Origin of the sequence: Microcella alkaliphila (assembly GCF_004216855.1) — a bacterium.
Classification (GTDB): Bacteria; Actinomycetota; Actinomycetes; order Actinomycetales; family Microbacteriaceae; genus Microcella; species Microcella alkaliphila.
This window is the reverse complement of sequence record NZ_SGXT01000015.1, coordinates 118,844-134,520: the sequence shown is the minus strand read 5'-3', so window position 1 is coordinate 134,520 and position 15,677 is coordinate 118,844. Positions and strand designations below refer to the sequence as shown.

The following is a 15,677-nucleotide window of genomic DNA, read 5'->3' as shown; positions in this document are numbered from 1 at the left end:
CCGGAGGCTTCCAAAAGTGCGGACTGGTGATGCGCCGTCATTTGTCCGCGTCTTTGGAAGCACGTGCGGGGGTGCATGACTTCCCGCGGAAGCACGACGCGCGGCGCGGCCAACGAGGGAACGGAGCTAGTCGCGCAGCGCAACCTCGACGTAGGCGCGGGCAGCATTCCGGTCGATCCCGAGGCGTCGAACGGTGTCGGCGTAGGCGCGGGCCGCCTCCTGCGCGGCGCGTTCGCTGGCGTCGCCCTGCGCGCGCACGAACGAGCCGTTGCGCCCGCGGGTCTCGATCACTCCATCGCCCTCGAGTTCGCGGTAGGCGCGGGCGACCGTGTTGACGGCGAGGCCGAGGTCATCGGCGAGACGGCGCACGGTCGGCAGCTTCGAGCCTGCCGCAAGCGACCCCGAGCGTACGGCGTCGCGCACCTGCACGCGAATCTGCTCGTACGGCGGCGCCCCCGCCTCGGCGTCGACCCTGACCAGCATGGGGTGAGGCTACTGCACGTCGGGCCGCGATTGCGGGGCACCGGCCGCGAACTCTGGCCACACGGTGCGCTGGAGATGCCGATCCGGCGTGGTCACGAGGACGACGATCAAGACGGTGATCGCGGCCAGAACCGCGAGCGTTGATCCAACTGCCTGAATCTGCGAAACGAGCTGCTGACCCTCCTCGGGTGCCAGCCGCCCAATACTCGCGAGCACACTGTTCGTGATGGCGAACCCGGCCCACGTCAGGCCGAGACAGAGGTCTCGGATCGTGCGGGCCGCGAGCGCGTCGCTCCATGCGAGCGCGTGGTCGTCTCCTCTCAGCGCTCGCGACGCCGCCAGGCGCCGAGCAATGCGCGGCAGCGACGCCGCGATCACGGCGGTGAGTGCAGCCGCGGCGGCGAGCATGGGTACCTCAGCCACGAATCCAGGCTGGCTCTGTTCGTACGTCGCCGAGACGAGGGCGAGCGCCAGCGTTGCTGCGACGCCTATTCCCGCGGAGATTGCGGCGAGAGATCTCCACAAGGGCGCCACCAACTCACGGTGGGTGACCGGCTCCAGTCGAGCAGTGCGGACGGAACTGACGGATTGCCGACGCGCGAGCATCCCGCCAATCGCCGCTCCGGATTGGTTTCCGAAGAAGACCGCAGACAGTCCGACAAGCGACACCTCAACACCGGCAGTTGCGCGAGTCTCCCACGGCTGGACGATCAACAACAGCCCGACAAACCCGGCCAGCCCGCCGACGATCGAACCACGCAGTCGCCACATGAGCTGATTACGCACGCTACTCAACAGATCAGCGGGAAGCTCGAGGTAGACGTCTCGCGACAACTGCCGAGTCATCTTGTCGCCGTAGCTGGCACGGCGGGTGACGACGAGCATGACCAGCGAGAAGCCTACGAAGAGTGTCGTCAGCGCTATCCAGAAGCCGATGATGCCGCTCGAAATTGATTCGTCAGCAATCGAGGCGATCGGGTCGGCAAACGATCCTGTGGACGAGGCGGCGAGCATCCACTGAATGTAGCAATACAAACGCCGTCGGTCGAGCGTTGCTCACAGGGAGGGCGTTAGGGGGCGGGTTCGAGCGCGCGGTCGCGCACGTACCGCTCCGCGGGCACGAACAGCGAGCTGCGGCCCGCCGAGACCAGAAGGACGAGCGCGATGATGCCCAGCATGACGGCCGCCGTGCCGGTCGTCGCCGCCGCGAGGGACACGTGCGCGATGACGACCATCCCGATGGCGCCGATGGTCGCCGCGTAGGCGAACTCCAAAGGTTCGCGCAGGCGCTCCGCGTCCAGGATCCGCGCCCAGACCCACGATTCGTCGACGATGCCGCTCTCTTCGGCCGGAGGGGTGTGACTCGCCGGCAACTCGCGCACCGCCATGCGGCGGCGCGCGACAAGCAGGGTTGCGGCGATCGCGGTGATGATGAGGGCGCCTGCGCCGATCGTCGCCACGAACGCGCCGGAATCGCCGGTCAGCACGAGCGCCCCGTACAGCAGCGTGCCGACGCTGCTCACCGCGGCAATGTCGATCCACGCCGAGGCCCACCGTTCCTCCCAGGGTTGCGCGAGCATCGACAGCTTGGCCGCGGCACCACGCTCCGCGTCGGCGACGGGCACCGCAGGGAGGATCGGGCCGGCCAGGCGCCGACCCAGCACTGCCCCGAATCGCTGCAGTGTGACCGCGATGAGCGGCACGGCGAGCGATACGACGGCCGGGCGTTCGAGCATCACCACGCCGATCGCCGATGCGTTCACCGCCACCACCGCGCCAGACAGCACGAGTGCTGCGGCCGACCCCAGTTCCTCGAAGCGTTGACGGCGCATCAGCGGCGCCGCCAGGTCGTCAGGCACGGCGAGCCCGGCGCGCGCGGAGCGCCGCATCAACTGCCGCTCGCGGTAGGCCGGAACATGGGCAAGAAGCGCAAAGAGGAGGCCTGCTACGACGAGAAGTCCGCCGACGACGAGGGCAAGTTCGGTGGCGATCACCCACTCACCGTAGTCACGAAAACCCCGCCCGTCGACGTTTCCTCACAGAGGTGTCACATCGTCCCCGGCGCGTGCCGCTCCAAAAACCCGTACACCTCGCCCCGGTCAACCCCGGGGAACGCGTCGGCCGGAACGGCCGCGAGCAGCGACGAATGGATGCGCGCCTGCGGCCGGGCGGCCCCGCTCCAGCGGGCGGCGAGCGGCTCGGGTGCCTGCCGGCAGCACGATGGATCGGGGCACGTCGACTCGCCCCGGCGGGTCGTCTCCCGGCCGCGGAACCACTTCACGTGCGCGAACGGCGTGCCCACCGAGATCGAGAACTCGCCCGCCGACCCCGACTCGATGCGCGAGGTGCACCAGTACGTTCCCGTCGGCTTGTCCGTGTATTGGTGGTACGCGCTGAACCGGTCGGGCTCGTCGAACACCTGGCGGGCCGACCATTTGCGACACACGACCTGCCCCTCGACCGCGCCGAGGGCATCCGTCGGAAACTGCACGCTGTCGTTCTCGTACGCCTTCGACAGCACCCCGTTTGTCGACACCTTCAAGAAGTGCACCGGAATGCCGAGATGCTCGGTGGCGAGGTTCGTGAAGCGGTGCGCCGCCGTCTCATACGACACGGCAAACGCATCGCGCAGATCGTCGACCGCGAGCTCGCGGCGCTGCTTCGCGCGCTGCAGGAAGTCAACCGCGTCGCGCTCGGGAATGAGCAGCGCCGCCGCCAGGTAGTTCGTCTCGACCCGCTGGCGTAGGAAGTCGGCGTAGTCGGCGGGCTCGGGACGGCCCAGCACGTGCCCGGCAAGGGCCTGCAACAGCGCCGTGCGCGGGTCGCGGCCCGGCGGAAGGTGCGCGGGCAGGTAGATGCGCCCGTTCTCGAGGTCGGTGACCGACCGCGTGGATGCGGGCAGGTCGTTCACGTGGTGCAGCGAGAACCCGAGGTGCGCCGCCAGCTCGGCGGCGACGCGTTGCGGCAGGGGGCCGCCGTCGTGACCAACGGCCGTCAGCAGCGCGGCCGCCTGAGCCTCCAGCTCGCCGAAGTAGTTGCCGCGCTCGCGCATGGCTCGGCGCAGTTCGGCGTTTGCCCGGCGCGCCTCCTCGGGGGTCGCCGCTCGCTCGCGGTGCACGCGCTGCAACTCGTCGTGCAGGGCAAGGATCGTCTCGATCGCCTCATTGCTCAGGCTCTTGCGCACCGGAAGTGGCCCGATGCCGAGCCCCGCGAACAGCGGCCCGCGCTGCGCCTTTTCGAGCGCGATCTCGAGCGCCGCGCGTCGGCTGGGCGGCTGCGGGGTGAGCAACGCGTCGAGCCCCACCCCGACCGTGCGGGCGATCGTCTGCAGCTCGCTGAGCTTCGCCTCGCGCTTGCCGTTCTCAAGACTCGACAGGTGCGACGGCGCGATCCCGACCGCCCCCGCGACATCGGCGAGCGTCAGCCCCGCATCGGTGCGCAATTGGCGGATGCGCTTTCCCAGCAGCAACGGATCGGTCACGTCACCAGCCTGGTCGCCTGCCGTCGCCATCTCGAGCATGCGGTGAGCCTGCCAGGCAGGATTCTTCAGCGCAACTGAAATAGCGGCTTATTTCAGTCCAGATTTGTTGGTTTGAGCATCCGAAGTTCGCCCAGAGTCGATGACACGACCAGCCGCCGACTCGTCAGAGACCGGCGAGAAGCACCGACGAAGGAGCATCCCATGAGCACCACCCGCCCCGGCGACCAGACGCAGACCGCCGCCGACCTCGAGACCAGCTGGAAGACCGACGCCCGCTGGGACGGCGTCCGCCGCGACTACTCGGCCGACGACGTCATCGAGCTGCGCGGCCCGGTACGCGAAGAGCGCACGCTCGCCCGCCGCGGTGCCGAGCAGCTGTGGGAGCTCATCCAGAAGAACACCACCGACCCCGAGGAGTGGACGTACGCGCTCGGCGCCCTCACCGGCAACCAGGCCGTGCAGCAGGTGCGCGCCGGCCTCAAAGCCATCTACCTGAGCGGCTGGCAGGTCGCCGCCGACGCCAACCTGTCGGGCCAGACCTACCCCGACCAGAGTCTCTACCCGGCCAACTCGGTGCCCGCGGTCGTTCGCCGCATCAACAACGCGCTGCTGCGCGCCGGCCAGATCGAGCCTGAGTCGCGAGAGTGGATGGTGCCAATCGTCGCCGACGCCGAGGCCGGCTTCGGCGGCCCGCTGAACGCCTACGAGCTCATGCACGGCATGATCGAGGCCGGCGCCGCGGGCGTGCACTGGGAAGACCAGCTCGCCAGCGAGAAGAAGTGCGGCCACATGGGCGGCAAGGTGCTGGTGCCGACCAGCCAGCACATCCGCACCCTGCAAGCAGCTCGGCTCGCCGCCGACGTCGCCGACGTGCCGAGCGTCATCATCGCCCGCACCGACTCGCTCGCCGCGAACCTCCTGACGAGCGATGTCGACGAGCGCGACCGCCAGTTCACCACCGGCGAGCGCACCGCCGAGGGCTTCTACGAGGTCGAGCCGGGCCTGCCCGCCGTGCTCAGCCGCGCGCACGCCTACGCCGAGTACGCCGACCTGATCTGGGTTGAGACGAGCGAGCCCGACCTCGAGCTGGCCCGCGCGGTCGCCGAGAGCATCCACCGCGAGTACCCCGGCAAGCGCCTGGCGTACAACTGCTCGCCGTCGTTCAACTGGAAGATGCACCTCGACGACGCGACCATCGCGAAGTTTCAGCGCGAGCTGTCAGCGATGGGCTACGCCTTCCAGTTCATCACGCTTGCCGGCTTCCACGCCCTGAACCACTCCATGTTCCAGCTCGCCCGCGGCTACAACGAGCGGCAGATGAGCGCCTACGTCGAGCTGCAGGAGGCGGAATTCGCCGCCGAGGTCGACGGCTACACGGCCACGCGCCACCAGCGCGAGGTCGGCACCGGCTACTTCGACCGGATCGCCACGGCCCTGAACCCGACGAGCGCAACGCTGGCGCTCGTGGGATCGACCGAGTCCGAGCAGTTCCACTGATCCGTCGCGCCGTCCCCCGCACGATTCAAGGAACAGCCACCCAAGCCCCCGGCGTGTCGACCTCGACACGCCGGGAGTCGGGGGCCCAACACCTTGAAACGGCTTATGCGAGACATCACCACGAGAGTCGAGACGACCATGAACACCACACCCACCACCAGCCTGACCGTGACCGGGCCGCTGCGTGACCGCTACGACGAGATCCTGAGCCCCGAGGCGCTCGCCTTCGTCGGCGAGCTGCACGACCGCTTCGCCGGACCTCGCCACGACCGGCTCGCTGACCGCATGAAACGCCGCTACGAGCTCGGCAACGGCCGAGACCTCGCCTTCATGCCCGAAACGGCATCGATTCGTGAGGATGCTGGCTGGCGCGTCGCCGGCGCCGGCCCCGGCCTCGAGGATCGCCGCATCGAAATCACGGGCCCGTGTGACCCAAAGATGACGATCAACGCGCTCAACTCGGGAGCCAACGTCTGGCTTGCCGACCTCGAGGACGCGACCAGCCCCACCTGGGCGAACATCGTTGAGGGTCAGCTGTCACTGTTCGACGCGATCCGCGACCAACTGGAGTTCACGTCGCCCGAGGGGAAGAACTACCGGGTCACTGACCCGTCGCGGACGCCGACGATCGTGATGCGACCCCGCGGCTGGCACCTCGTCGAGAAGCACATCGAGCACGCCGACCGCACCGGCCAGCAGTTGGCCGCGAGCGCGAGCCTCGTCGACTTCGGACTCTACGCATTTCACAACGCGCATGAACTGGTACGCCGCGGTCGCGGGCCGTACTTCTACCTGCCGAAGATTGAGTCGCACCGCGAGGCGCGTCTCTGGAACGAGATCTTCACCTTCGCGGAAGAGCGCCTGGGGCTCGCCCACGGCACGATTCGCGCGACGGTGCTGATCGAGACGTTCCCGGCGGCGTTCGAGATGGACGAGATCCTCTACGAACTGCGCGATCACTGCGCGGGCCTCAACGCTGGGCGGTGGGACTACGTGTTCTCGATCATCAAGAACTACCGCGGGCGTGGGCAGTGGTTCGTATTGCCCGACCGCGACCGCATCCTCATGACGCTGCCGTTCATGCGGGCATACACCGAGCTGCTCGTGCAGACCTGCCACAGGCGAAAGGCGCATGCCATTGGTGGAATGAGCGCGTTCATCCCGAACCGGCGTAGCCCCGAGGTCACCGAGCGTGCTCTCGAGCGCGTCGCCGCGGACAAGCGCCGCGAGGCCACCGATGGGTTCGACGGGTCGTGGGTTGCGCATCCCGATCTGATTCCCGTGGCCCGCGCAGAGTTCGATCGCGTGCTCGGTGAGCGCCCGAACCAGCTCGACCGGATGCGCGACGACGTGCACGTGACGGCTCGCGAGCTGCTCGACATCCGCTCCGCGGGAGGAGAGGTGACGCTCGCCGGCGTGCGGGCCAACATTTCGATCACCGTGCGCTACCTGGAGGCGTGGCTGCGCGGCATCGGCGCCGTGGCGCTGGACAACCTGATGGAGGACGCGGCGACGGCCGAGATCAGCCGCTCGCAGTTGTGGCAGTGGATTCACCAGGACACGGTCACGGCGGAGGGCGAGCAGATCACGCGCCAGCTGGTGGAGCGCCTGCTGCGCGAGGTGCTCGCCGACCTGCCGACTCCGGAGGGTCACAAGCTGGCCGAGGCGGAGGACGTGTTTCGCGAGGTCGCGCTGCAGGAGGTCTTCCCGACCTTCCTCACGGTGCCCGCCTACACGCGGTACCTGGTCGAGCGCGGCCCGTCGGCTGAGGCCGAGCGTGAGCCGAGCGCGGAGCGCGAGTCGGTCACCGCCTGACCCTGGCGAGGGGCATGGCCCAACGCGTGCGAACGCTCGGCTGCTCACGCCGGCGGGCGTTTGCCGTCCCACCTGCCCCTTGCCGGTCATCCGCCCTGCGTGTGAACGCCGAAACAAGGGTTTCTGCCGAAACAAGGCACCAGAAACCCTTGTCTCGACGGCAACCCTCGTCTCGACGTGAAGAATCGCCGGGTCAGTACCAGCCGTCGATGGCGGCGATGAACTCGTCGAAGTGGCTGTACCAGAGCGAGTGCTCGGCGCCGGGAACGTCGGTCACTGCCAAACCGCGAGCGCGCAGCTCGCCCGCGACCTCGTCAGAGATGTAGGAGCTCGGCGCCGGGCGCACCATGAGCGCGGGCGTCGAGCCGTCGGGCGTCCAGTCGTCGCGGGGCGAAGCCGACAGCGCCACCGCCGTCTCGACGTCAAAGCGCGAGGCGGGGCGCAGCGTCGCTGAGTGAGCGCCAGGTGGTGACCACAGCATCCACGACGCGCGCGACGGTCGCTGCACGGTCGCGGGCGGAGCGTCCGTGGCCGGGGAGGTCGAGTGCGATGACGCCGTGACCCCGTTCGGCGAGCGCGGGGGCGACTCGCCACCAACTGTCGGCGCTGCCGAGCATCCCGTGCAGCAGTAGCACGCTCGGCGGCGCGTCACCCCAGGCCGTGTACGCGAGAGTCATGCGAAGCCGACGGCCCCTACGGGTACTCGCGGTGCACCAGCCGCGAAAACACGATCGCCGACCGCGTGTGGTCGACGTTCGGCGCTGCGCGCACCCGCTCGAGCGCCTCCTCGAGCGACGGGATGTCGCGCGAGCGCATGTGCACAATCGCGTCGGCCTCGCCCGTCACCGTGCCAGCGTCGACCACCTCGGGAACCGCCGATAGCAGGCGCCGCAGGTCTTCCGGCGAAACGGTGCCCCGGCAGAACAGTTCCACGTACGCCTCCACCGCCATGCCCTCGACGGCCGGGTCGACCTGCACCGTGAATCCGCGAATCACCCCGTCGGCGACTAGCCGGTCGACGCGACGCTTCACGGCCGACGCCGACAGCCCGACCACGTCGCCGATGTCGCCGTAGCCGGCCCGCGCGTTTTGCCGAAGCTGGTCGATGATGCGGGAATCGATCGCGTCCATGCCGTCAGGCTACGCGCATCCATTGCGTGGATGCGCGGGGTAACGACGAATCGTTGCGCACGGTCCCCGACGCGTGTGCCGTGAAGGTGTGAGACTGGAGGGCGTGACCGTCACCGAGCAGACCCCCGCCCCCGCGACCACACCCGCGACGACCTCGCGGATTCCGACCAAGCGCACCGTGCTGATGTGCCGACCCGAGCACTTCACCGTCAGTTACCGGATCAACCCGTGGATGCACCCCGAGAACCCGACCGACACCAGCCTCGCGGTGCAGCAGTGGCAGCGTCTCTATGACATCTACCTCGAGCTCGGTCACGAGGTGCATCTCATCGACCCCATCGCCGGGCTGCCCGACATGGTCTACGCCGCCAACGGCGGCTTCACGTACAACGGTGTCGCATACGGCGCCAAGTTCGCCTACCCCGAGCGCCAACCCGAAGGCCCCGCCTACATGCAGTGGTTCGGCGACAACGGATTCCGCGTGCACGACCCGGCCGAGACGAACGAGGGAGAGGGCGACTTCCTGCTCGTCGGCGACGTCATTCTCGCTGGCACCGGCTTCCGCAGCGACAGCCGCAGCCACGCCGAACTCGCCGAGGTGACGGGCCTCGACGTGCTGAGCCTCAACCTCATCAACCCCAGCTTCTACCACCTCGACACGGCCATCGCCGTGCTCGACCCCGAGCCCATCGAGGGCGGCCGACAGAACATTGCCTACCTCGAGAGCGCCTTCGACGAGCACTCGCTCGGCGTGCTGCGCGAGCGGTACCCCGACGCGATCCTCTGCACGGAAGAAGATGCCGCGGTGCTCGGCCTCAACTCGTACAGCGACGGCTACAACATCGTCATTGCCAGCCGCGCAACGGACTTCGATCGCCAGCTTCGCGAACGGGGCTACAACCCGATCGGTGTCGACCTGAGCGAGCTGTTGCTCGGCGGCGGCGGCGTGAAGTGCTGCACGCTCGACCTGCGCTGGTGAGTGCCGTGAGCGAAGACCGCGCAACCGAGCACGCGCACCTCGACGACCGCACCGCCGCTGCGATCGCCCTCGAAGACGCGCGCCTCGCCCACAACTACCACCCGCTCCCGGTGGTGGTCGAGAGCGGCAGCGGCGCGTGGGTGACCGACATCACCGGCCGTCGCTACCTGGACTGCCTCGCCGCGTATTCGGCCGTGAATTTCGGCCACGGGCATCCCGATCTGCTGGCGGCCGCGCGCGACCAACTCGACCGCATCACGCTCACCAGCCGCGCCTTCCACAACGACCGGCTGGGGCCGTTCGCTGACGCGTTGGCGGCGCTCGCCGGCGTCGAGATGGTGCTGCCCATGAATACGGGCGCCGAGGCCGTCGAGACGGCCATCAAGCTTGCCCGCCTCTGGGGTCACCGGGTGAAGGGCGTCGCCGACGGGGAGGCCGAGGTGATCGTGATGACCGAGAACTTCCACGGCCGCACGACGACGATCGTCAGCTTCTCCACCGACGCTGCCGCCCGCGACGGCTTCGGCCCGTTCACGCCCGGTTTCGTCACGGTGCCCTACGGCGACGCGGATGCTGTCGCCGACGCCATCACGGACCGCACGGTCGCGGTACTCGTCGAACCCATTCAGGGGGAGGCCGGCATCATCGTGCCGTCCGCGGAATTCCTGCCGAACCTTCGCCGGATCACCCACGAGCGTGACGTGCTGCTGATCGCCGATGAGATTCAGTCGGGCCTCGGTCGCACCGGCGCCACGTTCCAGTGCGACAACGCGGGCATCATCCCTGACCTCTACGTGCTCGGAAAGGCGCTCGGGGGAGGCATCGTGCCCGTGAGCGCCGTGATCGGCCGCGCCGACGTCATCGGCGTCGTGCAGCCGGGGGAGCACGGCAGCACCTTCGGCGGAAACCCTCTCGCTGCCGCCGTCGGGCTGGCCGTCGTCGAACTGCTCGAAACGGGGGAGATGCAGCGCCGGTCGCGGGAACTCGGCACGCACCTCCTGCACCGCCTGAACGAACTCGTCGGCCACGGCCTGCTCGCCGTGCGCGGCGTCGGGCTGTGGGCGGGCATCGACATCGACCCGCAGCTCGCCACGGGGCGTGAGGTGTGCGAGGCGCTGCTCGAACGCGGGGTGCTCGCCAAAGACACCCACGGCTCGACCATTCGACTGGCGCCGCCGATCGTCATCGAGCGAGACGATCTCGACTGGGCGGTCGACCAGCTGTCCGAGGTGCTGGAGGCGTTCGCGAGCCGGTCGTGACGGGCGCACGCTGTTCCTGAGAATTGGGGCGTGCATCCCGAGCGAGGTTAGGCTAACCTAACTTCTTGGTGCCACAGTTGGCGCCACCTGCCGGAGTCTCCGCCAGGTTTTGTCCCTCTTCTTTTGGAGCCGATATTCGCATGCGCGCTCGCCGCCTACTCGCCCCCGCCGCCCTCACCGCCGTCATCGCCCTGATGGCTGGCTGCGCCACGGGCGACCCCAGCACCGACCCCGCCGACCCCACCACGGCACCGCCCGCCGACGCCGGCTCGTTCACGCTCTACTCGGGCCGCGACGAGGCCCTCGTGCAGCCGCTGATCGACCAGTTCACGGCCGAGACGGGCATCGCCGTCGAGGTGCGCTATGGCAACACCGCCGAGCTCGGCGCCCTACTACTGGAAGAGGGCGAGGCGACTCCGGCCGACGTGTTCCTGTCGCAGGACGCCGGTGCACTCGGGGCGCTCAGCGCCGCCGACCTGTTCGCGCCGCTCCCCGACGACATCGCCGGGGCGGTGCCGCAGGGCTTCACCTCGACCGACGGCAGCTGGGTCGGCGTGACCGGCCGCGCCCGCGTCGTCGTGTACGACGGCGAGCAGTACGACGACGCCGACCTGCCGAACACGATCGACGGCTACGTTGACGGCAGCTTCGACGGCACCATCGGTGTCGCCCCGACGAACGCAAGCTTCCAGTCGGCCATCACCGCCCACCGCGTGCTCGAGGGTGATGAGGCGGCCGAGCAGTGGCTCACCGACTTGCAGGCCGCGAACCTCGAGATCTTCGACGGCAACGGCGCGATCCTGACCGCCGTCAACGAGGGCGTCGTCGACACGGGCCTCATCAACCACTACTACTGGTACCGCCAGGCGGCCGAGGTGGGCGCCGAGAACATGCGCGCACAGCTGAAGTACCTCGAGGCGGGCGACCCCGGCTCGATCGTGAACGTGACCGGCGCCGGCATCATGGCCGGATCGGCCGACAACGCCGCCGCCCTCGCCTTCGTCGAGTACCTCATCTCGGAGGCCGGCCAGGACTACTTCGTCGAGCAGATCTTCGAGTACCCCCTGGTTCCGGGAATCGCTGAGCCCGAGGGCGTTCCGCCGCTCGAGTCGCTGCTCAACCCCGAGCTCGACCTGAGCGACCTTGACGACCTGTCGACCACGCAGGAGATGCTCGCCCGGGTGGGATTGATCTAGACAGTGCTTCACTGAGTAGGTGACAACGCTCGCGCGCTCGGGGCCGACGGGGACGGATACGCGTCCGCCCGTCGGCCTCGTCGCGCTTGCAAGCGTTGCCGCGGCCGCTGCGGCGATCCCGCTCGTCTACCTCGTCGTGCGCGCCGGCGGGACGGGCCTCGACTCGATCATCCAGACCCTCTCGCGGGGCCGTGTTCTCGAATACTCGGTGAACACCCTCGGCCTCGCCCTCGCGACCACGTTCTCGGCTCTCGTGCTCGGCACGGCGATCGCGGTGATCTTAACGCGCATCCGGGTGCCGTTTCCGCGCACGTGGCTGCTGCTGTCGGCGCTGCCCCTGGCCGTGCCCTCATACCTCGCCGGGTATGGCTGGCTCGTGTCGATTCCGACGCTGAGCGGTTTCGTGCCGAGCTGGCTGCTGCTGACCGCGGTCACGGTCCCCTACGTGACGCTGCCCGTCGCGGCTGCACTGCGCAGCGCGACCGGCGACCTCGAAGGCGTCGCCCGCAGTCTCGGCCGCGGGCCGATCGGCGCGTTCTTCGTCGCGACCTGGCCGCAGATTCGGCCCGCCGCGATCGCCGGTTCGCTGCTCGTCGCCCTCTACTCGTTGAGCGAGTTCGGCCTCGTCGCGATGATGCGCTACCCGACCCTCACCTGGGGCATCAACTCGGCCTACTCGGCGAGCTTCGACCGTGCCCAGGCCGCCACCCTCGCACTGCTGCTCGTCGTGATGGCGCTCGTCGTCGTCGCGGGTGAGCGCGGCGCGCGCCGCCAGCTGCCAAGCACCGTCGCGCGCGCGGTGCGCCCGCGCCCGATCGGGCGAGGGATGCTGATCTCGCTTCTCCCGGTCGTGGCCGCAGCGCCCGTGGTCGGCGTATTCGTGCCGCTCGCCGGGTTGGGCACGCGCCTGGTGCAGGCCGACACGCTGCGGGCCATCGATGTGCCGCGCCTGCTCGCGGCCGTCGGTGCAACCCTCGGAGTGGCCGTCGCCGCCGCGGTGGTCGCCACCCTGCTCGCTCTGCCCATCGCGGCGCTCGCCGCGCGCTATCGTGGCCGCCTCGTCACGGCGATCGAGTCGGTCGGCTACCTGGGCCACGCCCTCCCGGGCATCGTCGTCGGCCTGTCGCTCGTGTTCTTCGCACTCGCTGTCGTGCCCGCGCTCTACCAGAGCGTTGTCGTGCTCGTCTTCGCCTACGCCGTGCTGTTCATGCCGAAGGCGATTGGCACGATGCGCGCCGGTCTCGGCGATGTGCCGCCGCGCCTCATCGCGGTCGCCCGCACGACCGGGGTGTCGCCGCTCGCCGCGTGGTGGCGCGTCACCGTGCCGCTCGCCCTGCCGGCGGTCGGTGTCGGCGCCCTGCTCGTTGCCATCGCGACGATGAAAGAATTGCCCGCAACACTGCTGCTGCGGCCGACGGGAATCAACACCCTCGCCACGGAGTTGTGGAATAGGACGGTCGTGTTCGAGTTCGGCGCGGCCGCCCCGTACGCCGCGCTGCTGGTGCTCGTCGCCGCGGTTCCGGCCATGATTTTGTCCGGAGTGCGTACCACCGCCAAGGAGGAGCTGTGAGCGAGCTCGTCGTCGAAAACGCGAGCGTCGACTACGGGTCGACGGTCGGCGTTGCCGACGTGTCGCTGCGCGTGAACTCCGGCGAACTCGTCGCCGTTCTCGGCCCGTCGGGGTGTGGAAAGACGACGCTACTGCTCGCGATCGCGGGCCTGCTTCCACTGAGCGCCGGGCGCATCGCCGTTGGCGACCGCGGGCTGTCGTCGCCCAGCGGCACGGTGCCGCCCGAGAAGCGAGGCGTGGGCTGGGTGCCGCAGGAAGCATCCCTGTTCCCGCACCTCAGCGTCGGCGACAACATCGGTTTTGCGCTGAGCGGTGGTGCGCGACGCGGGGGCGCACGGGGTCGCGAGCGCTCGGCCCGCATCGCCGAGCTCGCCGAGCTGGTCGGACTGGAAGGCCTCGTCGGCCGCGCACCCAACCAGCTGTCGGGAGGCCAGGCTCAGCGCGTTGCATTGGCGCGCGCGCTCGCTCCGCGGCCAGACGTGCTGCTGCTCGATGAGCCGTTCGCCGCGCTCGACACCCAACTGCGCGTGGGCCTGCGCCGAGAGGTCGCCGAACTCTTGCGCGAGCAGGGCACCACCTCGCTACTCGTCACCCACGACCAAGAAGAAGCATTGACCCTCGCCGACCGCGTCGCCGTCATTCGCGACGGCCGCCTCGAGCAGTTCGGCACGCCCGAAGAGGTGTACCAGCAGCCGGCAAGCGACTGGGTCGCGCGGTTCGTCGGCGACGTCGTCGAGCTCGAGGGCGAGTGGCGACACGGCCGTGTCTCGTGCGCGCTCGGCGCGGTCGAGGCCGCCGCGGTCGGGTTCACCCCGCGCGACGGCGAGCGGGTGCGGTTGATGCTGCGCCCCGAGTGGATCGTGCCGCGCCCCGACCTGCTCGCGCGCGCCGCCGCGGGCGCCGACGCGCGAGTGTCGGGCATCTCGTACGCCGGCCACGACGCGATGCTGACGTGCGATCTCGTCACGGGCCCGCGCGTGCGCATGCGGCTGCCCGCGGTCGAACTGCCGCAGGTGGGCGAAGAATTGCGCCTCGCCGTGCAGCGCCCGGGGCTAGCCTTTGCGGCATGAGCACCGCCGCCGACCTCGACGCCGCTGACCCCCTCGCCTCGTACGCACGCGAGTTTTGTCCCGGCGACGACCTCGTCGCCTATCTCGACGGCAACTCGCTTGGCCGCCCGCTCGCCCGCACCGTTGACAGCATGCGGCACCTCGTCGAGCGCGAGTGGGGCGACCGGCTGATCCGCGGCTGGGACGAGCTGTGGCTCGCCCGCGCCGAAGAGCTCGGCGACCGCATCGGTGCCGCCTGTCTCGGCGCGGCCGCCGGCCAGACGGTCGTGGGCGACTCGACGACGGTGATGATCTACAAGCTGATCCGCGCATCCATTGCGATGCGGCCGGGTCGGAGCGAACTCGTGATTCTGGGTGACGAGTTTCCGACCGACCGGTTCATTGTCGAGAAAATCGCCGACGACAACGGGCTCGCGGTGCGCTGGGTGAGCGCGCCGCACGACGGCGGCATCACGCCTGAGATCGCCGCCGAGCACGTCAGCGAGCGCACCGCCGCAGCCCTGTTCAGCGGCGTCGCCTACCGCAGCGCGTGGTGGGCCGACATGCCGGCGGTCACCGGCGTCGTGCAGTCGCACGGCGCGCTCATGATCTGGGACTGCTCGCACGCGGTCGGCTCGGTGCCGCTCGAGCTCGACGCGTGGGGCGTCGACATGGCCGTCGGATGCTCGTACAAGTACCTGAACGGTGGGCCTGGCGCGCCCGCCTGGGCATATGTCGCGGCGCGGTACCAGGAGCAAGTCGTCAACCCGATTCCGGGCTGGCTGGGTGCGCGCGAGCCGTTCGCGATGACGCAGGGCTACGAGCCGGCGATGGGCATCCGCCGGCTCGTGAGCGGAACGCCGCCGATCGTCGGCATGGTGCCGCTAGCCGACATGCTGTCCCTCATCGAGCGCGCCGGCATCGCGGCGATTCGCGAGAAGTCGGTGGAGCTCACCTCGTTCGCGATTGAGCTGATCGACGAGCTCATTCCGGATGCTCGCCTCGCCTCGCCGAGGGACGCCGCGCGCCGCGGCTCCCACATCACGGTCGACCACCCGAACTCGGCGCGGGCGGTGCAGACACTGTGGGGTGACGGCGTGATTCCCGACTTCCGCCACCCGAGTGGGGTGCGCATCGGACTGTCGCCGCTCAGCACGACCTTCGCCGAGGTCGAGCGCGGCGTGCGATCGCTCGCCGCCGCGCTCGCCTGACCCCGG

At 69.4% G+C, this 15,677-nt stretch carries 15 protein-coding genes; 8 read left to right on the top strand and 7 right to left on the bottom strand.

Annotation, left to right across the window (positions count from 1 at the left end):
- Positions 1-126: 126 nt before the first annotated feature.
- Genes EV140_RS07880 through EV140_RS07865 form a run of 4 tightly spaced genes read right to left on the bottom strand, consistent with a single transcriptional unit; the run spans position 127 to position 4,003 of the window.
- Positions 127-483: a GntR family transcriptional regulator gene (locus EV140_RS07880; protein WP_130282743.1), complete on the bottom strand. Its 357-nt coding sequence runs from the start codon at positions 481-483 to the stop codon at positions 127-129.
- Positions 484-492: 9 nt separating this feature from the next.
- Positions 493-1,497: a hypothetical protein gene (locus tag EV140_RS07875; RefSeq protein ID WP_130282741.1), complete on the bottom strand. Its 1,005-nt coding sequence runs from the start codon at positions 1,495-1,497 to the stop codon at positions 493-495.
- A gap of 56 nt (positions 1,498-1,553) precedes the next feature.
- Positions 1,554-2,477 carry a hypothetical protein gene (locus EV140_RS07870; protein WP_130282739.1) on the bottom strand — a complete coding sequence of 308 codons (924 nt, stop codon included), beginning with the start codon at positions 2,475-2,477 and terminating at the stop codon, positions 1,554-1,556.
- A 53-nt stretch (positions 2,478-2,530) separates the two neighbouring features.
- Entirely contained in the window at positions 2,531-4,003 is a 1,473-nt protein-coding gene (locus EV140_RS07865; protein ID WP_130282737.1) for a helix-turn-helix transcriptional regulator, read from the bottom strand.
- A gap of 162 nt (positions 4,004-4,165) precedes the next feature.
- On the opposite strand from EV140_RS07865, the gene aceA reads away from it, so the two are divergent.
- Both aceA and aceB read left to right on the top strand, forming a co-directional pair.
- Positions 4,166-5,461 carry an isocitrate lyase gene (gene aceA / locus EV140_RS07860; protein ID WP_130282735.1) on the top strand — a complete coding sequence of 432 codons (1,296 nt, stop codon included), beginning with the start codon at positions 4,166-4,168 and terminating at the stop codon, positions 5,459-5,461.
- A gap of 138 nt (positions 5,462-5,599) precedes the next feature.
- Positions 5,600-7,276 carry a malate synthase A gene (gene aceB, locus EV140_RS07855; RefSeq protein ID WP_198674387.1) on the top strand — a complete coding sequence of 559 codons (1,677 nt, stop codon included), beginning with the start codon at positions 5,600-5,602 and terminating at the stop codon, positions 7,274-7,276.
- A 193-nt stretch (positions 7,277-7,469) separates the two neighbouring features.
- Here the strand turns inward: aceB and EV140_RS07850 are convergent, their stop codons facing one another.
- From EV140_RS07850 to EV140_RS07840, 3 genes are read right to left on the bottom strand one after another with little or no spacing between them, the layout of a single operon-like run.
- Entirely contained in the window at positions 7,470-7,685 is a 216-nt protein-coding gene (locus EV140_RS07850) for a hypothetical protein (RefSeq protein ID WP_130282731.1), read from the bottom strand.
- A 13-nt stretch (positions 7,686-7,698) separates the two neighbouring features.
- Positions 7,699-7,953 (bottom strand): alpha/beta fold hydrolase, encoded by a 255-nt coding sequence (locus EV140_RS07845; RefSeq protein ID WP_130282729.1) that lies wholly within the window; start codon positions 7,951-7,953, stop codon positions 7,699-7,701.
- A 16-nt stretch (positions 7,954-7,969) separates the two neighbouring features.
- Entirely contained in the window at positions 7,970-8,407 is a 438-nt protein-coding gene (locus tag EV140_RS07840) for an Lrp/AsnC family transcriptional regulator (protein ID WP_130282727.1), read from the bottom strand.
- A gap of 103 nt (positions 8,408-8,510) precedes the next feature.
- On the opposite strand from EV140_RS07840, the gene ddaH reads away from it, so the two are divergent.
- From ddaH to EV140_RS07810, 6 genes are all read left to right on the top strand, one after another.
- Positions 8,511-9,386 (top strand): dimethylargininase, encoded by an 876-nt coding sequence (ddaH, locus tag EV140_RS07835; protein ID WP_130282725.1) that lies wholly within the window; start codon positions 8,511-8,513, stop codon positions 9,384-9,386.
- Positions 9,387-9,391: 5 nt separating this feature from the next.
- Positions 9,392-10,645, top strand: a complete 1,254-nt coding sequence (rocD, locus tag EV140_RS07830) for an ornithine--oxo-acid transaminase (protein WP_130283036.1) — start codon at positions 9,392-9,394, stop codon at positions 10,643-10,645.
- A 140-nt stretch (positions 10,646-10,785) separates the two neighbouring features.
- Positions 10,786-11,841 (top strand): extracellular solute-binding protein, encoded by a 1,056-nt coding sequence (locus tag EV140_RS07825; RefSeq protein ID WP_130282723.1) that lies wholly within the window; start codon positions 10,786-10,788, stop codon positions 11,839-11,841.
- Positions 11,842-11,860: 19 nt separating this feature from the next.
- Positions 11,861-13,411, top strand: a complete 1,551-nt coding sequence (locus EV140_RS07820) for an ABC transporter permease (RefSeq protein ID WP_130282721.1) — start codon at positions 11,861-11,863, stop codon at positions 13,409-13,411.
- Entirely contained in the window at positions 13,408-14,481 is a 1,074-nt protein-coding gene (locus EV140_RS07815; protein WP_130282719.1) for an ABC transporter ATP-binding protein, read from the top strand. Before EV140_RS07820 ends, EV140_RS07815 begins: the two co-directional genes overlap by 4 nt.
- Positions 14,478-15,671 carry a kynureninase gene (locus EV140_RS07810; protein ID WP_130282717.1) on the top strand — a complete coding sequence of 398 codons (1,194 nt, stop codon included), beginning with the start codon at positions 14,478-14,480 and terminating at the stop codon, positions 15,669-15,671. Before EV140_RS07815 ends, EV140_RS07810 begins: the two co-directional genes overlap by 4 nt.
- Positions 15,672-15,677 lie beyond the last annotated feature (6 nt).

What these genes read in the sequence shown, in the direction of transcription:
- aceB (WP_198674387.1), top strand. Translation starts at nt 5,600, where the DNA reads ATGAACACCACACCCACCACCAGCCTGACCGTGACCGGGCCGCTGCGT.
- EV140_RS07865 (WP_130282737.1), bottom strand. Translation starts at nt 4,003, where the DNA reads ATGCTCGAGATGGCGACGGCAGGCGACCAGGCTGGTGACGTGACCGAT.
- EV140_RS07845 (WP_130282729.1), bottom strand. Translation starts at nt 7,953, where the DNA reads ATGACTCTCGCGTACACGGCCTGGGGTGACGCGCCGCCGAGCGTGCTA.
- EV140_RS07875 (WP_130282741.1), bottom strand. Translation starts at nt 1,497, where the DNA reads ATGCTCGCCGCCTCGTCCACAGGATCGTTTGCCGACCCGATCGCCTCG.
- EV140_RS07825 (WP_130282723.1), top strand. Translation starts at nt 10,786, where the DNA reads ATGCGCGCTCGCCGCCTACTCGCCCCCGCCGCCCTCACCGCCGTCATC.
- EV140_RS07880 (WP_130282743.1), bottom strand. Translation starts at nt 483, where the DNA reads ATGCTGGTCAGGGTCGACGCCGAGGCGGGGGCGCCGCCGTACGAGCAG.
- aceA (WP_130282735.1), top strand. Translation starts at nt 4,166, where the DNA reads ATGAGCACCACCCGCCCCGGCGACCAGACGCAGACCGCCGCCGACCTC.
- EV140_RS07840 (WP_130282727.1), bottom strand. Translation starts at nt 8,407, where the DNA reads ATGGACGCGATCGATTCCCGCATCATCGACCAGCTTCGGCAAAACGCG.
- EV140_RS07810 (WP_130282717.1), top strand. Translation starts at nt 14,478, where the DNA reads ATGAGCACCGCCGCCGACCTCGACGCCGCTGACCCCCTCGCCTCGTAC.